This is a genomic window from uncultured Solobacterium sp. (genome assembly GCF_963517755.1).
GTDB lineage: Bacteria > Bacillota_I > Bacilli_A > Erysipelotrichales > Erysipelotrichaceae > Bulleidia.
Window position 1 is genome coordinate 1 of record NZ_CAUQGG010000008.1, and the last position, 15967, is coordinate 15967.

Genomic DNA, 15967 nt, shown 5'->3' on the forward strand with positions numbered 1-15967 from the left:
ATCGATTTATTACCAATCAATGAAAAACGATGAGCAAACTGTTGCCCATCGTTTTGGGTCTCCAAAAACTTTGGGGGGGGACTAAACTTTGGGGGACAGGTAATTTCAAAAAATTTAAGGGATGATTTCCTAGTGGATTTCATCCCTTTTCCATTTTCCTTATCATAAAAGATGTTCAATGTCTTTTTATAAGGAGGTTCTATGGATAAAGGTATTTTACAACTTTTTAGTATTTCCGACTCTGACATTATCATCAGTGATTATTCTGAACTTGGTAACTGTAAATATATTACAGTAGAAAAGAAACCTGGTGATACTCATACATGTCCTGAATGTGGATGTAATATGAGATCCAAAGGTATATATGCTCGCAAGGTAAAACACTCAGTTCTTCAGGGAATTGGTAATCTCATGATTAATCTAAGACAGAAAAAATGGCACTGTCCTAACTGTAATCATTACGAAAGAGACTCTTTTGGTTTTGTGGAGCCATACAAACAAACAACCACTCTAATGCCTTATATGATTATTAACGAACTGAAGGACATAAATATGACGGCCACTGAGGTAGCCTTACGTTACAACATATCAGATACCTATGTACACAATACATTTATGCGTTATGTCAATTTACCTCGCTTACCATTAACAGATATTATCGCAATAGACGAGGTTTATTTAAACTTTGACCATAAAAACCGATATGCCTTGGTCATAATGGATTTTAGAACAAGTCAAATTCTAGACATACTTCCAAACCATAATAAAGATACACTTACAAGCTACTTTAATTCCATTTCAAAAGATGAGCGAGATGCGGTCAAATACATTGTCAGTGATATGTATAATGCATACCTAAATCTACCGCGATCATTCTTTAAAAACGCTATATCCATCGTTGATTCATTTCACGTCATCCAATGGATTAATAATAAAATAAACATATATATCAATACCGTGAAGAAAAAATATCAGAAAGAAAACGATGAACTATTAGAGAAAGAAAACTACGAAAACAATCGTAATTATCAAACTAAAAAAGACTCCAGAGAAGTATACATCTTAAAGAACTTTAAATGGGTCCTACTATCAAATATTGATAATATCTATTATTCATTCAAAAGGTTTAAGAACAATTTTTTAAATCAGTATCTGGATACCTACCAAAAAGAAAATCTATTCCTTTCTCTAGATTCAAACTTCAAAGAAATCAGAGAACTAAAAGAAAAATATATTTCTTTTAATAATGAATATATCGGTGATTCTATTCACGCTGAAAAAGCTCTAGATAGCCTGATAAAAGAATACAGTTCATCCCATTTAAGAATGTTCAGAGAATTTTCTGGTCTATTAAAGAAATACAAATATCCGATACTCGCTGCCTTTACAACTATAACTACTGTAAATATAGATGGTGAAGTCGAAATGATTAGAAGGATTTCTAATGGCCCTATGGAATCCTTTAATAATAAGCCTAAAGATTTAAAACGAAATTCAAATGGAGTTACCAATTTTGAATACACAAGAAATAGATTACTTTGGGCAACACGTGAAGCTCCCTCTATATTAGCTATCCCTAGGGATTTAAAAGCCATTCATAAAGATGGGAAAATTCGTGGACATTATAAGAAAGGTATTGAAAAAGAACACTAGATTTTGATGTCTAGTGTTCTCCTGAATTCATGGGTTGTCCCCCAAAGTGTTGGCTAGTCCCCCAAAGTTTTTGGAGACCCATCGTTTTAGTTTCTTTCTTTTGTAAGAATACTCTTTTCTAAACGAGAATTTTCTTCATCTTGGATTTTGTTATGCCAGATATAACGACGTGTTACACGGCTGCTGAGTAAACAGATAATCTCATATGGGATTGTATTTAATTCTTCAGCCATCTTTTCTAAGGATATGTGTTCGCCAAAGATTTCAACTACTGTTTTTTCTGGAACCTCATGATCTAAGTGAATCATTGCTTGATCCATACAAACACGTCCCACAATCTCGGCATATTGACCATCTACGTATACTTTTCTACCTTGGTTTGCACGGATAAACCCATCCGCATAACCAATTGGTAGGGTGGCGATGATTTCATCATCTTTTGCGGTGTAGGTAGCACCATAACCTACTGTATCACCTGCATGCATATGTTTTACCATTACAACTTCACTGAAAAGTGAAATTGCTGGTTCAAGGGATTTTTCGTAAGTAGAGATTCCATACAGAGAGATGCCGATACGGCAAGCATTAGAAGTATCTTCTTTAAAGAATGCAGTTGCATCGCTGTTATCACAATGCACCCAAGGGAATGTATATGAGAAGGATTCTACAGCTTCTTTGAATTTAGAGAATTGACGATTTGTAAAATCTAAATCACTATCTGCACAACAGAAGTGGGTGAAGATTCCTTCCATATCACAGCTAGCAGCTTGCAGTTTTTCGAAGGCAAAATGAAGTTCATCAATTGTACGAAAGCCAATACGACTCATGCCTGTATCAACTTTTAGATGTACGTGTAAACCTTTGCAGTTTTGTTTTGCTGCATCGTGTACCCATTCAGTAGAGTAAGCAGTACAGGAAATTCCGTATTTGATTAAAATGGGAATATCATTAGCTTCTGTAGCACCTAGTATTAATAGCTTTCCTTCATAGCCTTCGTTGCGAAGTACAAGGGCTTCATCTAGAGATGATACAGCAATCATCTCTGCACCCGCTTCTAAAACAGCACGTGCCACATGAATATCACCACAGCCATAGGCATCTGCTTTTAATACAGCGATGATTTTCTTCTGACAAATTTCTTTTAATTGAATCAAGTTGTGTTCAATCTTATCTAGATTGACTTGCATCCATGTTTTTCTATACATATTACACCTCTATAAAATGACCGATTGCGTATAACCAATATATATACCAATTAAACGGAATGCTAAACTGATTAATGCATATGGATTCAAAGAAGCGAAAATACGTAAATAAGATAGGAATGTGGTTGCGATAACCGATAAATTTCCGCTTGTAAATAGGACGATAACGCCATTGATCGATATGGAACTCGTTAAGTCACCGATAAAGATTGCAATAAAAGTCATGATTGCTCCAACTATCATAAATCTGGTATGAACACCTCTTCCGAAATGTTTGATTGTAGCAGCAATTCCATAGCCGATAGCAATAAACATTAGAGAAAATTCAACATGTAAAAGTGCCGTAATCAATCCATATAAATTGCCAAGTATAACTGCAGCGATAAATCCTGTAATAATCGCAGCAATAAATCGTTGGTTATTATCTAAGTATCTTGCGTTATAGATTTTCATCTGAAACCTCCATAAAACATCTATTATTGTAGCACATTACCCTGTGAAACATCATTATGGTTCCATATCAATAGAATAAAATGCGGAAGAAAGGGGAGGACTAGAAGTATTTTGGAAAAAATTTAAAAAAAGAAATTAAAAAGTGTTGACGATGAAAAGTCACCATGCTACTATATTAAAGCATTCCACGAAATGAGGAATGTAAGGGATAGATGGAGGTTTAGCTCAGTTGGGAGAGCATCTGCCTTACAAGCAGAGGGTCAGCGGTTCGAGCCCGTTAACCTCCACCATTTTTTTCGCCGACTTAGCTCAATTGGCAGAGCAATTGATTTGTAATCAATAGGTTGTAGGTTCGATTCCTATAGTCGGCACCATTTATTTGGAGACGTAGCGAAGTGGCTAAACGCGGCAGACTGTAAATCTGCTCCCTCTGGGTTCGGTGGTTCGAAACCACCCGTCTCCACCATTTACTGATGATGCATCGAGTGATGCTTACGAGTTGGACTTGATTATTGGGGTATAGCCAAGCGGTAAGGCAAGGGACTTTGACTCCCTCATTCGTAAGTTCGAATCTTACTACCCCAGCCATTTAAGATGTCTCGGTAGCTCAGACGGTAGAGCAACTGACTTTTAATCAGTGGGTCGAGGGTTCGAGTCCCTTCCGAGACACCACTTTATTTAAGACATGCGAGTGTAGTTCAATGGTAGAACGACAGCCTTCCAAGCTGTATACGTGAGTTCGATTCTCATCACTCGCTCCATTACATTCAAATAGGTAGCTATAGGTAACTTATAGCTACCTATTTTTGCGTTTTACGGAATGTGTTTGGAATGGAAAGGAGAACTAGCAGATGGGAGATAAATGTAGAAAAACGGTTAGATTTAAAGAGGATCTTGTGGCTTGGCGATATCTTCTTGCTGATCTCCAAGAGAGAAATAAGGAAGATAGAAAGTATATCAGTCATGACACTCTAGCACGCATGATTGGTATGAAAATGATTACATTTATGAAGTATAACCGAGGAGATATCCCAAGAATATCACTTCATTATTTCTTTGAGTATTGTAGAGCATTAGATATTGATTCTACTGAATTCTTTTCTGGGCTAGCAAAAATCATAGAAAAAGATAAAAAAGAAAATCCTGATGATTATAAATAAAAAAATCACCGAACGCTCAAACTTGGCGGAATGAGTTCTGTGATTAAGGGGAAAGAAGGTTAATTACCTTCAATATTGCATATGTAGAGGATTCAGATACCCTCAGTATGACCTGATATATCCAACACACCTCTTTGCATATATAAATATATAAGATTTAACAAAAAAAAGCAATTTTATAGATGTTAAAGATTTATTAAAAATCACAAATAAAATAAAAAAAACAACATAGGATACCTATGATGTGTAGTTAATGGAATATAGGAGCTTCTTAAATTATGCATACATTTTTTAGTAAGACAAATATTTATGCTGACCTTCAATCGGTGTTAAGTATTTCCGAGTGGCTTGCTGCAGCTGGTGGTGAGTTAGTAGTTGATGCTACTGTTTCATCTTTGGGTTATCAGGAATTCTTCCGTCAGTTAGAAGAGTTTGAACTCAGTCGAGCCGGCAAGCGAACTCAGACAATCAATATTCAAGCAAAATCTTTAGAAGTACTCTTACCAGCATCTTTGGTAGATGTAGAGCAGTGTGTCCGCATTCTCATGTCTGAATTATTTGGTTCTGAGAGACCTTTGCCTTATGCAGCTTGGGTAGAAACAAGAGGCAAGGGACGTTATTTACAGATTCTTATTTCTGAACGTTACTACAGTGCAGAGCCTATTGTTTATGAGGATTTTTGGAAGTCCGATAGATTTCAAAATAAAGTAACTGGCAGATTATGCAAAGCGGATGATCCTCAAGCTAGAAAAATTGTAAAGGCAGGTGATCTCCGTAAGACATGGACATCGCACTTCAGTTTAAAAAGCAGAATTTTTACGGCAGATGGATATGCTAGAAAGCATTCAAACAGAAAAGAAAGAATTGGCTTTGATAGATTGCTAAGTCGTATACGGCAGTGCATTGCTGCAGCATTTGTTAAATTGAAGATTCAGTTTAAGAAGGAATTCCTACTTCCAAAGCTGAAACGTTATGATTGGCTCAATAAGTATCAAAATATCAATCTAACCAGGATAAATGGAGCAATTCAGCATATAGAACAGGAACTGCAGATGGAGTGGATCGCACTGAGAGATGGTTATTTCCTGCAAGAAGGAAAGATATACGACCGCTTCATGGTACTGGCAAAACGATATGCAAATAAGATGAAACAAGGATTCTCAAATCATCCTATTGATGGTGGCAGAAAGAAGATAAAACTATCGTTCTCAATATTCATGAATGTTATCCGTGTGCAGGAAAACATAGATACCGTCATAGAAGATTTTGATAAAGAAATAGATGAATTCCGGATGAAATACAGATATGGAATTTAAGAAAGGAAGATGAATATGATTACATCAATTTGGAATGTTAAAGGTGGTGTTGGAAAAACACTTACCAGCATCAATTTAGCTGCAGGATTTGCAAAGGAAGGAAAGAAAACACTATTAGTGGATATGGACGGGCAGTCTAGTGTGTCTTATCTGTTGTTCCCGGAAAGAGAGTTTGAGGATGGAGATTTGACGATTGTAGATGCTTTGGCTGGAACAGGTGAGATAAGTGAATGTATCTATCATACGAATATTGAAAATTTGGATGTTATTCCTGCAACAATCTACTTATTTACGGTAGAAAAGCAAATGTTGGTAAATACATCATCTGGAATACAGCAGACAAAACTAAAGAAGTTGCTGAAGAAGTTACAAGGCTATGACGAAATCATCATAGATAATAATCCTTCTATCAATCTTTGTACTACCAATGCATTGTGTGCATGCGACAGATTAATCATTCCTGCTGACCTTGAAAAAGGTGCTTTGAAAGGAATTGAATTGACTCTGCAACATTCTCAGGAAATATTAGAAAACATTGATGGAGCAAACTTTGAAATCAGAATCCTTCCTACAAAAATCCAACGAAACAAGATTGATACAGAAACATTGGAAGAATTAAAGATGGCATATGGATCCATGGTTTATCAGACCAATATCCGTTATCAAGCTGCACCGATTAAAGATTCTTCTATGAAAGGAAGAATGTTGATAAATGATATGAAATCACGTTCAAAGGTTGCACAAGACTATAGAGACCTAGTAGCAGAAGTTCTGCAGGAGGAGAAATAAAAATGGGACTACTAACATCTAAAAACGGATTATTAAATAGTGCTTCTCTTGAAGCAGCAAAACTAGGAAAGATTATCTATGTTTCCGTTGAGGAGCTTTGTGCTAATGAGAAGAACGTCTATGAAATGGATGATATAGACCTGCTAGTTGAAAACATCCAGGAGATGGGTTTGATTGAACCACTACATGCTTTCAAGAGTGGTGATGGACAATATGTTCTTACATCTGGACATCGTAGATTGCAGGCAATCAAAAAGATTATTGAAAGTGGAGAAACTGTTAAATACAACGGAAAAACACTTGATGAGCATGAAATACCAGTCATCTTGAATTATCCAGAGGATGAGTTGCAAGAAAGAGTGATGCTGCTAAGTTCTAATGCGTATAGAACGATGGATAAAAAGGAACGAAGACAAGTCATATTGGAAGCACACCGCTGCTATACAATCCACTGTGCAAATGGAGATAAGCCGGAAGGACGTGAAAGAGAGTGGATCACAGCTATTACGGGTATTTCCGATGGAACGGTAAAGGATGTGCTGGCAGAGATAAATAAGAAAGATGTTGATGGTGACTCATCAATATCTGCTGAAGATATCGTAGAGAAAGAACCGGAAGAAGATGAGTTTCAAAAGTGCATCAAAAAGATTCAAAGCCTGGATAAATTTCTACAAAAGAAATCACCAGATTTTAGAGAGAAAGATGAATTGACCAAACAGCAACTAAGGATAGCGATTGACGGGCTGATTGATACCTTGGAGATATTAAGAGGATAAGTGATAAAGGTTTAGTGATACTTTGGGGCAAGTTGCCCCAAAGGAAAGAAAGTGAAGCGGAGGAAAACTATGGAACTGGAAGATATGGTAAAAAATATTGATGATATCTGTGGAACAGTTTTACAAACGGCAAGTAGTGAAACAAGTCCGGAGATATGGCATATGATAGCAACTCTTAAAGTGCTTTCCGGCGCTTCATTGAACCAGGTGCAGACTTTGGAAATGAATAACCTTGAATTAAAGAAGTCTGATCAACTGCACTTAAAAGACCTGATTTATCTTTATTTGAAAACTGCATCACTTAACAATTTGATGGAATTAGAACAAATGATTCCGAATTTCCGACTGAAATACCAGGCAAAAATTCTAAATGAAGCAGAGATGGAACTGATTAGAAAATCTATGGAGAACAGAGGTGTATAAATGATTGGATATGAAGTGATGATTAAAAAAACAAGCTCATATGCAAGACTGAAATACTTATTTGGAATTTGGCTTGATTTTTCTAAGATGGTTGGCAATGTCTATTCTATAAATGATGACTATACAATTCATGTTGAAGAAGATTTTGAAAGGATGCACTATAAATCAGCTACGAAATGGATACTATCTGCATCTGATGAAAACAACCATCAGCAAGAAGACACGGTGATTCAAAGAATGGATAGAGATAAAGACATTTATAATTTTATAAAATACTGGGCTAAAAGCATTAATGGAAACTATCTTGATGAACTCGAAAGAGAACTAATCATCAGGAAATGGCTTCTGAATCAAAAATATGAATGTATCTGTCGAGAATGTTATATATCTAAAAGTACATATTTCAAAAAGATTAAAGAAGCAGAGAGAATACTAATACTATTGTGGAAGCTGGATCATTATGACGAATATGGAAATATGAGGCAATATCAAGAAATATTCCAGGAGCGATATGAAGCACTTGGAGAAAGGGCAAAGATAGATGAATACTATCCAGCATTCCTTTAAAAAGATTTTTGGGGCAATTTGCCCCAGGAAAGGAAAGCAATAGATGGAGGATTTGGATGAATAAATTAAAAGGACTTTACTATTTTGTTTCTTTAGTTTTGTTGGTGGTGACATTAATCTATCGAGAAAGCAATATAAGAAAGAGAAGTGATATTTTAGATCAATTAAAAAGAAATGCTGGTATAGCTGGTGTGATGATTGGAATAATTTGGCGGATTATGGAACTTGGAGCAGCAGTTTCTTTGTTTGTATTTTTGATAAAAGCATTCATTACATTATCTCCAGCAATGAACCAATATGATGCTAATTTGATTATTTATTTAGAACAATTAGCATCATATATAGATTTTGTATGGATTAGTTTTATATTGCTGTATGCATATGATTTTATTGTGGGGAAACTGGCTTTTCTAATGGGTGGAGAAGTATGAATGATGAAATAATGGTTATTCTTTCAAAAGATAACATCGCATTTGATTCTGCTTGGTTTAGCAGCATGAGCGCTGCTAGGAAGTGGGCAGATAAGATTAGAGATACTAGCAATTATGTAGTTACGATTTTTAAGGGTTCAGATGACGATCCGATTGAACAGTATATGGTGAGATAAAAAGCTTGGAGGCGAAACGCCCCCAGAGGTGAGCAGAACGATATGAAGAAAATAGGGATTCATACTATAAAGAAATATCCAAATAAATTGTTCTTGAAATCTAATGGGTGGGATTATTTTGAAAAAAACATTCCTAACACAGCAGAAGAGGAACATTGGATGGTAGAAAATGAAATTAGAAAGAAATTTTTGATAACCACCTATGGATATAAAATTGAACTACATAAATATGGATTTAGATGGGTAATATTTGCAAAGCAAGTAAATACCGATAAAATGCTTGAATGCTCTAAAAGAATTATTGAATTGATTGAACAGGATTTGAAAAAATTTGAAGTGAAGTATTACCAAAAAATGAGAGTACAACATGTATGGCAAATGGATTATGGGAAATGGTACGAACCTTCAAAGGAGTTTTCAAATGTCAAAAATTTTATTCGTTTGCAGTATAGGGATTTAGTAAACCATTGGACATGTTCTTTTGATTTTCCTGAAGAAATGCTTCCAGAAAGTTTAGAAAGTATTCAATATCTTCAGCATTGTCTAATTGAGCTAAGTGTTGCTTGCTTGTTATCCAATGATAAGAAATAAAGTCGATATATGAATCAAAGCAGAATACGGATAAATCAGATTGTGATAGAAGTTCAATTTTAAAATTATAGAAAAAACTATTTCTAGAATGTATTGCTCTATGGTTTCCGTCAATTAGAAGAAGCGGAGTAGAATGATAAAAATATTGAACAGCAATCCCTTTACGCTTAGGGTGATTTGTATCATTCTGCAAATTTGGTTCTGATGTATAAATCAACTTGGAATAATTTTTAAATTTAGTGTGCTGGGGAATAATATCACCTTGATAAATGAGAGCGTGAATATTATTCACGTTAAAATTAATTTCCCAGTTAGCAGTAGGTGATGTTTCCTTAATTAGATAATGCTCTATATATTGTTTATTCCATTTTTCTGAATACCGTATGTTAGGGTAGTAATAATTTTCGGCTAGTTTTGGAAATAGGATACCTTCCCACAATGTAGCGAATTTAGTCATGGTTGTATTATTTGCTAATGTTTTATAGTGATTAAAAAGTTTAAGAATATCATCATATCTTGCTTCATCTTCAGACAGGAACATGAGACAAAATCCTCCTAAATGTAATTGAATTATACTTCACATAAATGAAGTTAGAAAGGGAACCAATGAATATAGAAGGCTTCAAGCGGATAAAGAAAGAAAAAGGAATAAACAATTATGAAATACATAAAAGATCAGGTGTACTTGAATCGACCTTATCTGAATTTGAAAGAGGAAAGCATACAGATCTACGCATAAGTACACTCATAAAAATAGCGGATGCATTAGGTGTAACGTTGGATGAGTTGGTAGGAAGGAGTGAGGGTTGGAATTTAACACAAGGTATATGTATTGCGGGTGCATGGATGATAGAGAACCACAATGAATCCACAATGGTGGTTGACATGCTTGCATCCATGCATATTACAAAAGAACTGATGCAACAGAAACGTGTTGCAGAAGAGGATTATAAAATATTATCCGAAGCAATAGATTATAATTGGGGAAGAAACGGAAAGTAGTTACAACAAAAGTAAATCTTGGGGCAATTTGCCCCAGGGAAGGATGATAAGCGATAGATGAAAAATTCTATACAAGATATTTGCTTTTGCACATTTATATAAAATAATTTATATATTTATCTTGACATTATATAATTTATCTTGTATATTATAGTCAAGGAAAGCCCAAAGGGGTTTGAGGTAAAAAACATGAAAACTTATGGAAATGAAAGAACACATCTAAACTTATCTGCAATAGCATTTAAAAATTACTCTAATTCAGACTTCACTATCTATGAAGAAGAAACCGATGGTGAATATACTTACACCATCGACGGTGGCATTCACTCCGATGATCTATCGGAGAAAGATGTAAACGACTTTTTCGAGCAATTAGAAGAAGTTGAAGACACATTAGAAACTATCTTGGTAAATCACCCAAACGACAGCATTATGATTGAAGACACAATCAAGAGTGGTGAAGAGTGGTTAAACCATTACAAAGGAACAGACATATTACAAGAAACAGCACTATTGACGAACTCATACGCTGATTATTACAAGTATGATGTTCAGATTTTAGGATAAGGAGGCGTAACATGAATAAGAAAGAATTTATAGAATTCGTTGAAAAGGTCAACGAAGAAAATAAAGGTGTTTGGGCTTACGCCAATTTTAAAGACGAAGACACCCTAAACATCGAATTGCAAAGTGATAAGATTAAGAATGAGTCTTCCACTTATCATTTGCAAAGAACATCTCTAGAAGCGGCAAAGAGAGATGTTGAGAACTTCTTGAAGTGGCATAAAGTTGCTGTTCAAGAAGAAGAGAATGGGCTTGAATTCAGAGATTCCTTATACGAGTCCCTGAACACATTAGAATATGAATACGTTCTAATGAATGGGGAAACAAAGTATGGCAGTGAATGGCTGTCAGAAATTGATAATTCTGAAAATTGTGATGAAGTTTTCGGAAAACTTGTTGAAGTATACCGAAGACTTGATGATGGATACACTAGAGTATTCGAAATCAAAGCACAGGAAGCATTGGACTTCTAGGAGGATAATATGGAAAGATATACACTAAAAGATGCAACACTAGAAGCTCGCAACTCTTACAAAGACATCTGCGTTGCGTTGGGCGGAAGCAACATTGCAACATTGATCATGGTAGGAATGACAATGGAAAATCGTCCAGCTACAACATCTCACCTTGAAATGAAAGAGTTGTATTTTGGTGAAGATGGCGAGTATAGCGCTTGGTTGGTGGATGGTGATACTTCCGTCCCTGAGCATTACACATTGACAGCCGAATTCAAAAACTGGCTCAAGATCTATGACGATGAGGGCTATTGTACATATTACACAGCACCTTTTATCAGGGTATATCAAGCCGGACAGTTTGGTTGCCTTATCCAGTTATGCCAGGAGTACTCAAGCATCAAACAACTAAAGGAAATGCTGAAGAGCGATAAGAAGATCATTGCTGAAGTGATGGAAGAAGAAGTAAAACGTATCCTCAATAGCGACAAGACAACTTATCAAATCGCAAAGGAAACAGGTGTTTCGACAGCAATCATTGACAATTACAGAACCGGAAAGAGCAAGATAGAAAATATGACAATGAATATCTTGCAGAAGTTGATTTGCGGCAAGCAAGAAACAACAACTTATATAGTGGTAAGTTACAAAGAGAACGACTGGAAGAACGGTTGCTACTATAAGAAGTTTGACAACAAGAAAGATGCTGAAGACTTTTTGAACAAAGAACAAGGAGACTTCAGAACTAGAGAATTGTATGATTTTAGCAAAGAAGACAGAAAAGCAGCCTTTTATCAAGAATGGTGTAAAACGGATGTCAATGAAATTGACGAAACGTATGATTGGGACGATGAATTAGAAGCATATACAATCCTTTATCAGCAAAATTGGGAATAGCGTTAATCCCTTATAAGAACAATATAAAACGGAAAGTAGTTACAACAAAAGTAAATCTTGGGGCAATTTGCCCCGGAATATAAAGAGACTACTTGAAAATTATAAGATTTGTGAGTTCATATATCACAGAAAATAGAAAAAGTCAATAGTTAATGGGTCTCAACTTTTTCTCGGAATTTTTAGGAATGAAACGTGGTATTATGGTAATGTGGAAATTCACATGAAAGGTACCTGGAGTAGTAGCCAGGTACCTTTTTCAATGATTGGAACAAATTAAATGCTTGGATGGTTTTTGGTACAAAACAAGTGGTAGTTTGTAAGAGAAGGGATGGAAGATGAATGAACAAGAAAAGATGAAGCACCAACTCTATGGCTTGAATACAGTCGCTGTATTAGAAACCTTATGTATCAATGTGATTGACATCATGGATAGCATAGAGGCTTTTAAGAAAGAATATGGTGTAGGTGCTGGTGCAGAGGTTATCCGTGGACTGGATGAGGTTCAGAAAAACTTTGATGTGAATCGAAAGAAGTTAGTTAAGATGGTAGGCATAGTGTCTGATGGCATAGAAGACTATATGAGCGGCAAAAAGATGATGCCACGTTACCAGATCCAACTGATTGATGATGATCTAGTCTTTAAGAATACAGATGATGCAGTGTATTTGAAAATTCCTGAAGAAGTGTTGGATGGAAATATGAAGGTGAAGTTGTCTAAGCGATTTCTTACAGTCTACGATAAAGGCTTTATGGAATGGAGATATTATCCAGAAACAAAGATTTATTTATATAGCGGAGACAATAGAGAAGAGTGTAGTTCATTCTCCTTTGTAAAGCTGCTAAAAGAATCAAATTCTGTAATGGAACGGAAAAGACAGGAAGACCTGAGTAAGAAGGTTAACTTGATTGGAGCAATAGATGGATTCTTTCATAAATATGATCCAAACGGGTATGAAAAAGTCTATGCAAATCAAGAAGATGCAATGATTGATTTCGATAGATGTCTTCTGCAGCAACCGGATGCACTTAAAAATGCAATCAGTAAGACTGCAGAGAATGTGAAAATTTCTGATGAAGAGTTGCAACACATTCAAACTATACTAACAGCGATTGAAGAATTTACGAGCAAACATTCTTTAAAAGCAGAGAGTTCATTATTCAACAACTTGGAAACAAGTGCAGAAATAGAAATTTAATAAGTCGAAAGGAAAAGTTATGAACAGACAAGAACAGTATCAAAATGCATTAGTAGACACAAACAAGGAATTCTTTATCACATTGATTGAAGGAATCATCTTATCGGTGGCTATCTGGATGATAGGTAAGAATGAGATGAAATTTGCGTATCTTGTGTATTATGCAATGATTCCATTTGGTTACAAACTGGTAAATTACTTATTATCTAAAACGAGAATCATGTTGATTGCTTCACCTGCATTCTGGATCGGATTATTCATTGCAAAGGTCATTGCTGCAGGTATCATTTGTGTTCCTGCATTCATTTATCAGTTGGTCAAGGTTATTATGAGTAACCGCAAGCAAAAGCAAGCCTAATCACTATAGATAACCTTTAAAAGATAGCAATATATTCTTTGGGGCAATTTGCCCCAGGAAAGGAAAGATGGTGATTGTTTGGAAGAAATAGACAAATATAGGCAGCTTGGTTTCAGAGGTAATAAACTGCAGCAGATAAAGATGGGACTTGAAGAGGGACTGGATGTTTCAATTTACGCAAAGCCAGAATATAACGAATGGCAGATGGAACAAATCAGACTTGGACTAAAGGATCATATTGATGTAGGTGTTTATGCCTTTATAACGATACCTGCAGATGAAATGCAGCATATCCGAGAAAAGCTTGTATACGAAAGCGGACAGCTTGAGATACGAGATGAGGAAATCAAGCAGAAAAGATTAAAAAAGATATTGCTGCTGATTGTATCTGCAATTGCAGTTGTAGGATTGGTGTTGATCAGCGTGATTGGTGGAGATAAAATCAAACGCTATATGCAAAGACTTGAAATCAACTTAAAAGATAGTTCTGTTGAAGTGGATTATCAATCAATGTTTAATCCGAGAGATTATATAGTAGATTATTCAGAAGAAAACGAAGTGAAACTAAGCATTGATAGTGATGTTGATACAAGTAAATTAGGTTTGTATAAAGTTAAATATACGATTGATAACGGAATCAAGAGTATCTCCAAAACATTAGATGTCAAAGTTGTAGATAAGGATGCTCCAGTAATCACATTAAGAGAAACTAATGTATCAATGTATCGAACAGATGCATTCTCTTGTGAGGCTTACATCCAGTCAGCAACAGATAATGTGGATGGTGATCTTTCCAAAAATGTTAAATGTAGCAGTATTGACACAACCAAGGATACTCAAGTAGTAACGTATAGTGTTGAAGATAGTCAACATAACAAAGCGGAGGCTACATTGAACCTGCATCTATCCGATAAACCAGCACCTACACCTGATGTTATCTATGTTGAGGTGCCTTCACAAGGAAACAATGGCTCGGGGCAAATTGCCCCAAGCACAAGTACATCACACGGAACGCAATACTTCATGTTCAGTGATGGATACAATCTTGATTCAGGATATTCAGCATGCATTGCGACTGGATCTGGATATGGAGCATATTCATGTGAACCAATCATGGGTGCAGATGGATTATACAAAGGATATAAATTAACTTATTAAAATATTGGGGCAATTTGCCCCGAAGGGAGAAAACTTATGAACAAGAAGAAATTATTCATCATCGTTAGCATCTTAGCAGCAATTGGATTAGTAGTGATGTTATTTATGCTACCAAAACCAAAAGCAAACAACACAGCAAAACACGAAACAAGCACCGAAACTTCTACATCTAATAAGAACGATAAGAAAGATGATAAGAAGGATAACAAACAATCCGACAAGAAAGATAGCAAGAAGGATGATAAAAAGGAAGATAAGAAAGAAGATACTTCCACTACATCCGAAACACCAGCTACACCAACTACAGGAACAACTACTACTGAGACACAGAACAATAACAACAGTTCTTCAGTAACAAATACTCCAAGTACGAATACAACACCTGCTGCACCTGCTCCACAGCCTATTTATCAAACGGTTCACCACGATGAAGTAGGACACTGGGAAACACAGGTGATTCGGGATGCTTGGGATGAACCTGTATATGAAAGAAAGATTATTGGTAACCAGACTGGTACAATTTATCCAAGTGTAGATGCTTTCATTGAAAATACAAATGGTGATGGCAGTTACCATGTGGGCGATGTACAGGTAGGAACGACACATCATGATGCAGTTACCCAACAAGTTTGGGTAACTGACCAAGCTGCTTGGGATGAAACAATAATCGTTGGGTATAAATAAGATTTAAAAATTAAGTTCAGTCAAATTTTCTCCTTGATAAGGCGATAGATGTAAAAGTCTACCGCCTTTTTTAATGGAGAAACAGTTACAACAACATTGCCTATTTTAATTAT

20 protein-coding genes and 6 tRNA genes are annotated in these 15967 nt (G+C 35.7%); 24 read left to right on the forward strand and 2 right to left on the reverse strand.

The window, feature by feature from the left end:
- The first annotated feature begins 201 nt into the window (after positions 1-201).
- Complete coding sequence (locus RWM19_RS05720; protein ID WP_313984737.1) at positions 202-1653, forward strand: ISL3 family transposase; 1452 nt, start codon at positions 202-204, stop codon at positions 1651-1653.
- Positions 1654-1739: 86 nt separating this feature from the next.
- Here the strand turns inward: RWM19_RS05720 and alr are convergent, their stop codons facing one another.
- Positions 1740-2858, reverse strand: coding sequence for an alanine racemase (gene alr, locus RWM19_RS05725; protein ID WP_313984739.1), 1119 nt, complete (start codon positions 2856-2858; stop codon positions 1740-1742).
- 9 nt (positions 2859-2867) lie between these two features.
- Entirely contained in the window at positions 2868-3311 is a 444-nt protein-coding gene (locus RWM19_RS05730; protein ID WP_313984741.1) for a hypothetical protein, read from the reverse strand.
- A gap of 214 nt (positions 3312-3525) precedes the next feature.
- Here RWM19_RS05730 and RWM19_RS05735 point away from each other — a divergent pair.
- The 23 genes from RWM19_RS05735 (at position 3526) to RWM19_RS05845 (ending at position 15854) form a co-directional block, all read left to right on the forward strand.
- A tRNA-Val gene (locus tag RWM19_RS05735) sits at positions 3526-3601 on the forward strand.
- 8 nt (positions 3602-3609) lie between these two features.
- Positions 3610-3685, forward strand: a tRNA-Thr gene (locus RWM19_RS05740).
- Between the two features lie 7 nt (positions 3686-3692).
- A tRNA-Tyr gene (locus RWM19_RS05745) sits at positions 3693-3777 on the forward strand.
- Positions 3778-3824: 47 nt separating this feature from the next.
- Positions 3825-3899: transfer RNA gene (locus tag RWM19_RS05750), tRNA-Gln, on the forward strand.
- An 8-nt stretch (positions 3900-3907) separates the two neighbouring features.
- Positions 3908-3983, forward strand: a tRNA-Lys gene (locus RWM19_RS05755).
- 15 nt (positions 3984-3998) lie between these two features.
- Positions 3999-4072, forward strand: a tRNA-Gly gene (locus tag RWM19_RS05760).
- A gap of 90 nt (positions 4073-4162) precedes the next feature.
- Positions 4163-4471 carry a hypothetical protein gene (locus tag RWM19_RS05765; protein ID WP_294019945.1) on the forward strand — a complete coding sequence of 103 codons (309 nt, stop codon included), beginning with the start codon at positions 4163-4165 and terminating at the stop codon, positions 4469-4471.
- Positions 4472-4749: 278 nt separating this feature from the next.
- Complete coding sequence (locus RWM19_RS05770) at positions 4750-5787, forward strand: hypothetical protein (protein ID WP_313984744.1); 1038 nt, start codon at positions 4750-4752, stop codon at positions 5785-5787.
- A gap of 15 nt (positions 5788-5802) precedes the next feature.
- Positions 5803-6576, forward strand: a complete 774-nt coding sequence (locus RWM19_RS05775) for a ParA family protein (protein WP_313984747.1) — start codon at positions 5803-5805, stop codon at positions 6574-6576.
- A gap of 2 nt (positions 6577-6578) precedes the next feature.
- Complete coding sequence (locus RWM19_RS05780) at positions 6579-7352, forward strand: ParB N-terminal domain-containing protein (RefSeq protein ID WP_313984749.1); 774 nt, start codon at positions 6579-6581, stop codon at positions 7350-7352.
- A 69-nt stretch (positions 7353-7421) separates the two neighbouring features.
- Complete coding sequence (locus tag RWM19_RS05785; RefSeq protein ID WP_313984751.1) at positions 7422-7775, forward strand: hypothetical protein; 354 nt, start codon at positions 7422-7424, stop codon at positions 7773-7775.
- Positions 7776-8342 carry a hypothetical protein gene (locus tag RWM19_RS05790; RefSeq protein WP_313984754.1) on the forward strand — a complete coding sequence of 189 codons (567 nt, stop codon included), beginning with the start codon at positions 7776-7778 and terminating at the stop codon, positions 8340-8342. It abuts the gene before it with no gap.
- Positions 8343-8398: 56 nt separating this feature from the next.
- Positions 8399-8773 carry a hypothetical protein gene (locus RWM19_RS05795; RefSeq protein ID WP_313984757.1) on the forward strand — a complete coding sequence of 125 codons (375 nt, stop codon included), beginning with the start codon at positions 8399-8401 and terminating at the stop codon, positions 8771-8773.
- Positions 8770-8949 (forward strand): hypothetical protein, encoded by a 180-nt coding sequence (locus RWM19_RS05800; protein WP_313984760.1) that lies wholly within the window; start codon positions 8770-8772, stop codon positions 8947-8949. The genes RWM19_RS05795 and RWM19_RS05800 overlap by 4 nt, the downstream gene beginning before the upstream one ends.
- A 42-nt stretch (positions 8950-8991) precedes the next feature.
- The gene (locus RWM19_RS05805) at positions 8992-9540 is read left to right on the forward strand and encodes a hypothetical protein (RefSeq protein ID WP_006525057.1); all 549 of its coding nucleotides are present in this window, start codon (positions 8992-8994) and stop codon (positions 9538-9540) included.
- A 606-nt stretch (positions 9541-10146) separates the two neighbouring features.
- Entirely contained in the window at positions 10147-10542 is a 396-nt protein-coding gene (locus RWM19_RS05810; protein ID WP_313984764.1) for a helix-turn-helix transcriptional regulator, read from the forward strand.
- 189 nt (positions 10543-10731) lie between these two features.
- Positions 10732-11109 (forward strand): hypothetical protein, encoded by a 378-nt coding sequence (locus tag RWM19_RS05815; protein ID WP_313984766.1) that lies wholly within the window; start codon positions 10732-10734, stop codon positions 11107-11109.
- Between the two features lie 11 nt (positions 11110-11120).
- On the forward strand, positions 11121-11579 hold the full coding sequence (locus RWM19_RS05820; protein ID WP_313984768.1) for a hypothetical protein: 459 nt from the start codon (positions 11121-11123) through the stop codon (positions 11577-11579).
- 9 nt (positions 11580-11588) lie between these two features.
- Entirely contained in the window at positions 11589-12458 is an 870-nt protein-coding gene (locus RWM19_RS05825; protein ID WP_313984770.1) for a hypothetical protein, read from the forward strand.
- A gap of 335 nt (positions 12459-12793) precedes the next feature.
- Positions 12794-13654: a hypothetical protein gene (locus RWM19_RS05830; protein ID WP_313984773.1), complete on the forward strand. Its 861-nt coding sequence runs from the start codon at positions 12794-12796 to the stop codon at positions 13652-13654.
- A gap of 19 nt (positions 13655-13673) precedes the next feature.
- The gene (locus tag RWM19_RS05835; RefSeq protein ID WP_313984775.1) at positions 13674-14012 is read left to right on the forward strand and encodes a hypothetical protein; all 339 of its coding nucleotides are present in this window, start codon (positions 13674-13676) and stop codon (positions 14010-14012) included.
- Between the two features lie 141 nt (positions 14013-14153).
- Positions 14154-15170, forward strand: a complete 1017-nt coding sequence (locus RWM19_RS05840) for a hypothetical protein (protein WP_313984777.1) — start codon at positions 14154-14156, stop codon at positions 15168-15170.
- Positions 15171-15206: 36 nt separating this feature from the next.
- A complete protein-coding gene (locus RWM19_RS05845; protein WP_313984779.1) occupies positions 15207-15854 on the forward strand; it encodes a hypothetical protein in 648 nt (215 codons plus the stop codon).
- Positions 15855-15967 lie beyond the last annotated feature (113 nt).